Origin of the sequence: Ornithinimicrobium sp., assembly GCF_030537745.1 — a bacterium.
In the GTDB taxonomy this organism is placed as follows: Bacteria; Actinomycetota; Actinomycetes; order Actinomycetales; family Dermatophilaceae; genus Ornithinicoccus.
Genome location: NZ_JAUNVI010000006.1, coordinates 68149 through 76496, shown reverse-complemented (window position 1 = coordinate 76496; position 8348 = coordinate 68149). Strand labels below are relative to the sequence as shown.

Annotated in this window: 9 protein-coding genes; 4 read left to right on the top strand and 5 right to left on the bottom strand. The window is 69.2% G+C overall.

Features of this window, described 5'->3' with window-relative positions; all coding sequences use genetic code 11:
• Positions 1-114: 114 nt before the first annotated feature.
• Positions 115-1167, bottom strand: coding sequence for a saccharopine dehydrogenase (locus Q4P07_RS02715; protein WP_303373354.1), 1053 nt, complete (start codon positions 1165-1167; stop codon positions 115-117).
• 47 nt (positions 1168-1214) lie between these two features.
• Here Q4P07_RS02715 and Q4P07_RS02710 point away from each other — a divergent pair, with 47 nt between their 5' ends.
• Positions 1215-2291: a hypothetical protein gene (locus Q4P07_RS02710; protein ID WP_303373353.1), complete on the top strand. Its 1077-nt coding sequence runs from the start codon at positions 1215-1217 to the stop codon at positions 2289-2291.
• 32 nt (positions 2292-2323) lie between these two features.
• Here Q4P07_RS02710 and Q4P07_RS02705 read toward each other — a convergent pair whose 3' ends face one another.
• A complete protein-coding gene (locus Q4P07_RS02705) occupies positions 2324-3481 on the bottom strand; it encodes a MalY/PatB family protein (RefSeq protein WP_303373352.1) in 1158 nt (385 codons plus the stop codon).
• Between the two features lie 12 nt (positions 3482-3493).
• Positions 3494-4498 (bottom strand): aldo/keto reductase family protein, encoded by a 1005-nt coding sequence (locus Q4P07_RS02700; RefSeq protein WP_303373351.1) that lies wholly within the window; start codon positions 4496-4498, stop codon positions 3494-3496.
• Positions 4499-4520: 22 nt separating this feature from the next.
• Here Q4P07_RS02700 and Q4P07_RS02695 point away from each other — a divergent pair, with 22 nt between their 5' ends.
• The 3 genes from Q4P07_RS02695 (at position 4521) to Q4P07_RS02685 (ending at position 7226) form a co-directional block, all read left to right on the top strand.
• A complete protein-coding gene (locus tag Q4P07_RS02695) occupies positions 4521-5018 on the top strand; it encodes a LiaF domain-containing protein (protein ID WP_303373350.1) in 498 nt (165 codons plus the stop codon).
• A gap of 41 nt (positions 5019-5059) precedes the next feature.
• Complete coding sequence (locus Q4P07_RS02690; RefSeq protein WP_303373349.1) at positions 5060-5488, top strand: MarR family winged helix-turn-helix transcriptional regulator; 429 nt, start codon at positions 5060-5062, stop codon at positions 5486-5488.
• A gap of 82 nt (positions 5489-5570) precedes the next feature.
• Positions 5571-7226, top strand: a complete 1656-nt coding sequence (locus Q4P07_RS02685; protein WP_303373348.1) for an MDR family MFS transporter — start codon at positions 5571-5573, stop codon at positions 7224-7226.
• Between the two features lie 12 nt (positions 7227-7238).
• Here Q4P07_RS02685 and Q4P07_RS02680 read toward each other — a convergent pair whose 3' ends face one another.
• The gene (locus tag Q4P07_RS02680; protein ID WP_303373347.1) at positions 7239-7685 is read right to left on the bottom strand and encodes a cupin domain-containing protein; all 447 of its coding nucleotides are present in this window, start codon (positions 7683-7685) and stop codon (positions 7239-7241) included.
• A gap of 87 nt (positions 7686-7772) precedes the next feature.
• Positions 7773-8327, bottom strand: a complete 555-nt coding sequence (locus tag Q4P07_RS02675; RefSeq protein WP_303373346.1) for a 4'-phosphopantetheinyl transferase superfamily protein — start codon at positions 8325-8327, stop codon at positions 7773-7775.
• Positions 8328-8348 lie beyond the last annotated feature (21 nt).

Below are 8348 nucleotides of genomic sequence, written 5' to 3'. Positions count from 1 at the left end.
GTTCCGGCTTGTGCGGTGGTTCTGGGTCGTCATAGCGGCCCAAGGTCACCGCGGTGCGCCGGGTGCGGGGGCTCAGGCGGCCGGTGCGGGAGCCTTGCCGGCCGGTGTGGCGGCTCAGGCAGACGTGGCCCGCTCCTCTTCTCCCACGTGCCGACGGAACCACTCCAGCGATGCCGCCCAGGGACCTTGACGGTCCGCGAGGTCAGGCAGCAATGGGGTGAGCTCGGCGCTGAAGCTCTCCGAGGACTCCCGGGGCAGGAGGGAGGGAAGGTTGTCGATCGCGATGACCTCCAGCGGTGACTCCGGGGTGCCGACGTCGCGCACCGGCTCCTGCCAGCTGGTGATGGCGGTGTTGACTGGCAGCAGGTTGGCCTCGGAGGTGACGTCGCAGGTCACGTCGCTGATCGTGCGCAGGCGCCGGGGTGTTGAGAGGTCGTCGGTGGCCACGAAAGGCTCCTGCTTTCGGTTGCTCACGACACAGTTGACCAGGATGTCGTGGTGCAGGAGCGACGCCTTGTCCAGCACGATGGTGTCGGCACGGTCCCAGGTGGTAGCCCGGCAGCCAGCGACCCCGAGAGCCTCCCGGGCACCTGTCCCGGAGCGGCCGCGGGCGCCCACGACCAGCACGCGCTCAGGATCGCGCCCCGCGCTGCTCTCCCGCAGCCGCGTGTCCAGCTCGAGCCGGGTCAGCGGCGCCACCCCACCGGGCAGCTGGCCACGGTGACGGAGCACCGCCAGGCTCGCCCCGACATACCCGGCCCAAAAGCCGAACGCGACGACCCGTTTGCCCTCGATCGTGAGGTACTCGACGTCGAGGAGCTCGCCGCCGCCCTGTCGGAATCGCTCGAGAGTCTCTCGCGCGCCCGCCTGTCCCTTGTAGGCGTGCGCGAAGAAGACGTGGGTGTGCTCAAGATCGGCGGGGTCCTCGGGCAGTTCCTTGATCCCGACGACGACCGCACCTGAGGGGGCCTGCGCCCAGGACCCGTAGGGCGCCACGTCTGCGCCGGCGTCGACGTACTCCTGGACCGGGATGATCCGCGTCGGTGACTCCTCGATGGTGACCGAGAAGCCGTCGGCGATCAGCCGGGCAGCGTCCGCCGGGACGATCGGCACGCGCTGCTCGGTCGGACGGACTTCGGCGCGGATCCACAGGTGAGGTCGGGTCATAGGACAAGGGTATGGACTGTGTCGGCGTGGTGGTGCAGGATGCGCGCATGGGGCTTTTCGCGGGTGCGGCCCGTCGTCGTCGCGCGGCAGACCTCGAGCGACGTCTGGCCCAGCTCGACGAGTGGGACCGTGCGCATGGTCTGGGGTGGTTGCCGCCGGACCGTCGAGCCTCATCAGGCGACCTCGGATGGCGCTATCACTCACCTGGTGGCCATGTCCCGGTGCGGGCGGTGGCGCCCGTCCACCGCACACCGGCCGCACCCGCGCGCGGCCGACGACCATCGCGCCGACCGGTGGGGCGGTGGCTCGCCTGGCTCATGGTCCCTACCCTTGCGGTGGGCGCCTACCTCTATCCCGAGGAGGCCGGCGCGCTGCGCGACGGGCTGACGGTGGCAGCCAGCTCGGTGCTTGGTGCACCCGCCGCGCAGAACGGTGCCGACGAGCGCCGCCAGGCCGACCGACCAGCCCGTGTCCTCGAAAGTCGGGACGGGCTGGTGCCGGCCGTGCAGCAGCCGGCCTGGGGCTGGGCGCCACCGCGGGGCAGGCGAGTCCTGCCAGCAGTCGAGTCCGCTGCTGCCGGGCCCTACACGCTGCTGGCGACCCAGCCGAGCACCGGCATGCCCGTGGGCTTCTCGCCGTGCGGCCAGATCCCCGTCGAGGTCAACCCGGACGGGGCGCCCGAGGGCTATGAGGACCTCGTCCTGGCCTCCCTCGCCCGCGTCACCGCGGCGTCCGGTCTGCAGCTCGCGCTGGTCGGGGAGACGACCGACCGCTGGTCCAGCACTGCGCGCGAGAGCGGCTCACCGGTGCTGATCGCCTGGTCCGTCTCCGCCGACGTGCCTGAGCTTGCCGGTAACCGTGCCGGGATGGGTGGTCCTACCTGGGTCAGCGACCAGGCGGGTCGACTGTGGAGCTCCACCGGGCAGGTCGTCCTGGACCGTCAGGACCTGGACACCTGGGAGGCGCACTCCGCGGTGCTCGACCACGAGCTCGGCCATGTGCTCGGGCTCGACCACATTGACGACCCGTGGCAGCTGATGGCTGCGACCAACACCGGGCAGGCCGCTTTCGCGGACGGCGACCTTGCCGGTTTGGCCGCGCTCGGCGCGATCCCCTGCCCCTAGGCAGCGGCGTGCCCTAGGCAGCAGCCTGCCGGTCAGTCGACCGCTGCTGCCATCCGGCGGACCGCCTCGACCATGAGCTCGTTGCTCGTCCCGATGTTGAGCCGCGCAAAACCTGCGCCGCCGGGGCCGAACGCCGGGCCAGATGAGAGCGCCACCCTCCCCTTCTCCAGGAAGGCAGCGGCAGGGTCGTCGCCAAGACCGAGCTCACGACAGTCGAGCCAGGCCAGGTATGACGCGTGGCCCGGCTCGTAGCGCACCGACGGCAGGTGTTCCGCCAAGGTGTCGGTGAGCTGGGCGGTCCGCTGCTCGATCTCGGCCAAGGTCACGGCCAGCCAGTCACGGCTCTCGGCGTAGGCCGCGACGGCGGCGTACTGCCCCAGGATCGAGGGCGACCACTCCAGCTCTTCGTGCAGCGGCGGCCATCGGTCTGCCACCGCGGTGACGCCCAGCGCCAGCTTGAGGCCGGCGACGTTCCAGGCCTTGGAAGGGGAGTGCAGCGCGATCCCGACGGAGCGTGCCTCCTGCGAGACGGTGAGGAAGGGGACGAAGGGTTGTGGGCTGTGCGGATGGACCAGGGGCGCGTGGATCTCGTCGCTGACGACGACCGCGTCGTAGCGGACCGCCAGCTCTGCCAGCGCGGCCAGCTCCTGGTGGGAGTAGACGTAGCCCAGGGGGTTGTGGGGGCTGCACAGGAGCGCGACGCGCGCGCCCGAGGCGAAGGCACGCTCCATACCGTCAAGATCAAGGCGCCCGCCGGAGGTGCCGTCGCGGAGCGGGACCTCCAGGGGCGCTCGGCCGATCGAGCTGAGCCACCAGTAGAAGGACAGGTAGACCGGTGGGTTGATGATGACCCGGTCGCCCGGCGCGGTCAGGGCGCGCAGCGTCTCCCCGCCGGCCTGGCTCACATCGGCAAAGAGCCGCACCCGACCTGGCCCGCCCAGCGTGTCCCAGCCCCAGGTGGCGCGCGCGAAGCCGTCGAAGGCCTCCTTGACCAGGGTCGGCTCGCCGGCATAGCCGAAGTCGCTGCGCTCCACCGCCAGCCGCAGGGCGGCCGTGATCGGGTCGGCCACCCGCACGTCCATCTCGGCCGTCCACGCGGGCAGCACGTCCGCGGGGACATAGCTCCACTTCGCCGAGCGGCGGTCGCGCAACTGCGCCAGAGTCAGGTCAAAAGGCGAGGTGGGGCTCATGGCCCCAGCCTCTCAGGCGACGCGGGCCTGCGGCGCATTCTCCTGGGTCATCGCGGCATCACGCACGACGACGTCACCCAGCGCCTCGTCGATCTTGGCCATCACGTCATCCTCCAGCTTCACGCCGGCCGCCTTGACGTTGGCCTCGACCTGCTCTGGCTTGGAGGCACCGACGAGCGCGGCGGCGACGTTGGGGTTCTGCAGAACCCAGGCGATCGCCAGCTGCGGCATCGTCAGCCCCGCCTCCTCGGCGATCGGCTTGAGGCCCTGGACGGCGGTGAGCACTTCGTCCGTCAGGTAGTCGGACATGCTCTTGCCCATGCTCGGGTCCGCTGCTCGACCTTCGGTCGGGGCCTGGCCGGGAAGATACTTGCCCGAGAGCACGCCCTGGGCCATCGGACTCCACACGATCTGGGAGATGCCGAGCTCCGCGCAGGCCGGGACGACCTCGGGCTCGATGACCCGCCAGAGCATGGAGTACTGCGGCTGGGAGGAGATGAGCTGGAAGCCGAGCTCCTTGGAGAGCCGGTGGCCCTCTCGGATCTGGTCGGCGGTCCACTCGCTGACTCCGATGTAGAGCGCCTTGCCCTGGCGGACGACGTCGGCGAACGCCTGCATCGTCTCTTCCAACGGCGTCTCGGTGTCGTAGCGGTGGGCCTGGTAGAGGTCGACATAGTCGGTCTGCAGCCGCGTCAGCGAGCCGTTGATCGACTCCATGATGTGCTTGCGCGAAAGGCCGGTGTCGTTGTGCCCGCGCGGTCCGGTCGGCCAGTAGACCTTGGTGAAGATCTCCAGGCTCTCGCGACGCTCGCCAGCCAGCGCCTCACCAAGGACGGTTTCGGCTTTGGTGTTGGCGTAGACGTCTGCGGTGTCGAACGTGGTGATGCCCGCGTCGAGGGCTGCGCGCACGCAGGCGTGCGCCACCTCGTTCTCGACCTGGGACCCGTGGGTGAGCCAGTTTCCGTAGGTGATCTCGCTGATCTTGAGGCCGCTGTTGCCGAGGTATCTAAACTCCATGCCACCACCATAGGCTTGCGGTATGACGATCCCACCGCCGCTCCCCGGTCCGCAGACGCCGGGAGAAGGCTTGCCCGAGGTTGTGCCACCCTCCTCGTCAGCGCTGCCACAGGTGCGGCGTGAGGGCGGTGACCCCCTCGTGTCGCTGATGGGCGACGTCGTCCGGACGGGTCGCTGGGACGCGGCGCAGCGGACCGTCGTCTATGAGGCCATGGGCAACGTCAAGCTCGATCTGCGCGAGGTGCTGCTGCCTGGCGAGACGCTCGAGGTCGTCGCCTACGCCCTCATGGGAGACGTGCGGGTGGTGGTGCCGCCGGGCACGGACGTGCAGGTGCGCGGTGTGACCCTCGTCGGCAACGGTCGGACCGAGTCTGATGTCGGCTCCCAGGGGGCGGCGCCGAACGGGTCGCGGGTGGTGGTCACGGCCTACACCTTCATGGGCAACGTCCGGGTCCGGACCATGGGGGTCAGCAGCGACAAGCCGCCGATGGGTTGGCGCTGGGCGCGCGCCAAGGGCTGAAGAAGTTGGTTGCAGCACGCATTTAGATATATGATTGCCGAATGCAACTATCCGAAGAGCTCGCCAGGGCCTTCACCTCGATGGGCCAGCTCGTCCACGAGCTGCAGGGCGACCTACCCCGCGCCGACTTCATGGTCCTGGTCCGGCTGAGCGGGCGAGAGTGCACCCGGTCGCGCGACCTGGCCAAAGCCGAAGGGCTCGACCCCTCGACCATGAGCCGCAGGCTTGCCTCCCTGACCGAGCGCGGCTACATCGAGCGGGCGCCTGACCCCCAGGACGGCAGGGCCCAGATCCTCGCCCTCACCGACGCTGGCCGCGAGGCCGTGAGCCTGGAGCGCAGTCGTCGCGTCACGCTCGTCACTGACGCCCTCGTGGACTGGCCCGATGACGACCGGGCCGAGCTGGCGCGTCTGCTGAGCCGACTCACCGACACGATCGAGAGCCAGCGTCAGGCGCGCCGCACGCGCTGACCCTGCTCACCACTGCAGCACCTGTCGCCCCCACCGTCGTGGGTGACCACCGACGACATACCCGACAGACAGGCACCCCGGTTTGACCACCTCGACGACCACCACCACCCGCCCCACCACTGGCCCCAGCCCCGTGGCCTACACGATGAGCGCCCAGCACCGCCGGGTCTTCATCGCGCTGATGCTGGGCATGTTCGTCGCCTCGATCAGCCAGACGATCGTCGGGCCGGCGCTGCCGCAGATCGTCGCCGACCTCGGCGGTATGGACCACTACAGCTGGGTCGCGACCGCCGCGATGCTCGTCTCGGCCGTCGTCGTGCCGATCGTGGGTAAGCTCTCCGACCTCTACGGTCGCAAGTCGTTCTACCTCGGTGGGCTGGCGGTCTTCATGCTCGGCTCGATCATCTCCGGGCTGTCCACCGAGTTCTGGGTGCTGGTCGCTGGCCGTGCGGTCCAAGGTGCTGGCATGGGCACGCTGATGCCGCTGTCCCAGACCATCATCGGTGACATCATCCCGCCCCGGGCCCGCGGAAAATACCAGGGCTTCATGGGTGCGGTCTTCGGCGTCACCTCCATCGCCGGGCCGATCGCCGGTGGCCTGATCACCGATCACATCGGCTGGCGTTGGCTGTTCTTCGCGACCTTGCCCATCGGGCTGGTCGCGATGGTGTTCATCGGGCGTTTCATGCACCTGCCGTTCCAGCGGCGTGAGGCCAAGATCGACGTCGCGGGCATCATCACCCTGACGATCGCCCTGGTCACCATCCTTCTGGCCACGAGCTGGGGTGGCACCACTTACCCGTGGGCGTCGACGCAGATCCTGTCCCTGTATGTGGTGGGGCTGGCGTTCGTGATCGCCTTCGTCCTGGTGGAGCGCCGGGCCAGCGAGCCTCTGCTGCCGCTGCGCCTCTTCCGCAGCAGCGTCTTCTCCTGGTCCAACGTCGCGGCCTTGGGGACGGCGATGGTGATGTTCGGCTCGATCATCTACATCCCCGTCTTCGCCCAGGGAGTGCTGGGCGTCAACGCGACCGAGTCCGGCCTGATCCTGATGCCGATGATGCTCGGGATGATCCTGATGGGCATCGTCACCGGGCTGCTCGTGACCCGCACGGGACGTTACCGCCGCTTCATGATCACCGGCGTCCTGTTCATGATGGTGGGCATCTGGTGGCTGAGCCGGCTTGGCGTGCAGACCAGCCCCTACGAGTTGTTCGGCGCAATGACCGTGTTCGGGGTCGGACTGGGTATGGCGATGCAGCAGTACACCCTGGTCGTGCAGAACGTCGTCGCGCAGCGTGACATGGGGGTGGCGACAGCCACCACGCAGTTCTCCCGCAACATCGGCTCGACGGTCGGGATCGCGGTCTACGGCTCGATCATGACCGGTGGCCTCACCGCAGCGATCTCCTCGCACCTGCCTGCCTCGATGCGCGACGCGCTCAGCGCCAAGGCCGGATCCCTGGATATCGGCGCCGTGCTGGACCCGTCGGCGGCCCAGTCGCTGCCGCCGGTGGTAGCCGACGCGGTGCGTGCCGGGCTTGCCGACCAGTTGCAGAACTCGTTCATGCTCGGGCTGCCGATCCTCGCGCTGGTGCTGATCGCCACCGTGATGATCAAGCACGTGCCGCTGCGCGAGAGCGTGCAGACCGCCGAGGAGATCGAGAAGGAGTATCTGGACACGATGGCCTCGACCAGTGCGAGCGACGGTGGCCAAGTGGAGCGTGGTCAGGCGGGCTGAACGCGCACCTGCTCAGTCTTCGTTGGGATCCTTCTCGGCATCCTGGTGCGTCCGGTGGACGGTGCCAGGCTCGTGGTCCGGGGGGCCGTAGAGCACATAGACCTTGAGCGGCTCATCGCCGGTGTTGGTCACGTTGTGCCACGTGCCCGCGGGCACCATCACGATGTCGTCGTCCTCGACGTCCCGGACGAAGGGCAGGTCGTCCTCGGACGGGCCCATCTGCGTGCGTCCCTTGCCCGACTCCACGCGGAGGAACTGGTCGTTCCCCTCGTGGACCTCCAGGCCGATGTCGTCACCGACGTCGATGCTCATGAGGGTGAGCTGCAGGTGCTCGCCGGTCCACAGGGTGCGACGGAAGTTGTCGTTGCCGAGGGTCTCCTTCTCGATGTCGAGGACATACGGCTTCTTGCCATGGTCCTTGCCGGTGGTGTAGTCCCTCTTCGTCTTCTTCTCGGTCATGCCGACCTCCTAGGCGCGCACACTTCCGGGCTCGTCCCGGTCGCTCTCGACCCTAGCCAGGTCCCCTGACAGCGGCTACCTGGGGGATCAGCCCGCCCAGCGGTGGGTGCGGACGCTGACCACTGCGCTGGCCTCGATCGGGTCGGATGGGACGACGCAGAGCGCCGCGACATAGCCGTCAAAGGGCGCCTGGAGGGCGATGACCGGGGCGTCCGCGTGCGCCGCAGTCTTGACCCGTGCCTCGTGCTCCACCCAGGCCTGCGCGTCGAGACGGTCGGTGCGCTCCACGTCGACCCCTACCCTCGCTGTGCTGCAGGTGGCCACGACGACGAGGACGCCAGCGTGGGCCACGGACAGGTGCGGACCACCCTGCACGACCGGCCGCCCGTGCTGTGCGCCGCACTCGTCGCAGGTCCGGTCGACCGTTACCGGTCCTTGGTGGCCACTGCCCGCGTCGCGGCCAGCGAGGCGCGAGGCGTGCACGGCGTGCTGGAGCAGTGCCGCCGCAACCAGTCGGCGCCCCCGGTCCGCCGCTGCGGAAAGCTCACTGACGCGGAGACGCTCGGCTTCGGGCAGGAATTGATGGAGCTGCACGTCCGCCGCCGTGAGATCGGCCCACCAGACGTCGACGTCGTGGTCCATCGCCTCAATTACCTCCGCGAT

Bases quoted from the DNA above. Each gene is read 5' to 3' on its own strand.
- Q4P07_RS02715 (WP_303373354.1), bottom strand. From the start codon at position 1,167: ATGACCCGACCTCACCTGTGGATCCGCGCCGAAGTCCGTCCGACCGAG.
- Q4P07_RS02710 (WP_303373353.1), top strand. From the start codon at position 1,215: ATGGGGCTTTTCGCGGGTGCGGCCCGTCGTCGTCGCGCGGCAGACCTC.
- Q4P07_RS02705 (WP_303373352.1), bottom strand. From the start codon at position 3,481: ATGAGCCCCACCTCGCCTTTTGACCTGACTCTGGCGCAGTTGCGCGAC.
- Q4P07_RS02700 (WP_303373351.1), bottom strand. From the start codon at position 4,498: ATGGAGTTTAGATACCTCGGCAACAGCGGCCTCAAGATCAGCGAGATC.
- Q4P07_RS02695 (WP_303373350.1), top strand. From the start codon at position 4,521: ATGACGATCCCACCGCCGCTCCCCGGTCCGCAGACGCCGGGAGAAGGC.
- Q4P07_RS02690 (WP_303373349.1), top strand. From the start codon at position 5,060: ATGCAACTATCCGAAGAGCTCGCCAGGGCCTTCACCTCGATGGGCCAG.
- Q4P07_RS02680 (WP_303373347.1), bottom strand. From the start codon at position 7,685: ATGACCGAGAAGAAGACGAAGAGGGACTACACCACCGGCAAGGACCAT.
- Q4P07_RS02675 (WP_303373346.1), bottom strand. From the start codon at position 8,327: ATGGACCACGACGTCGACGTCTGGTGGGCCGATCTCACGGCGGCGGAC.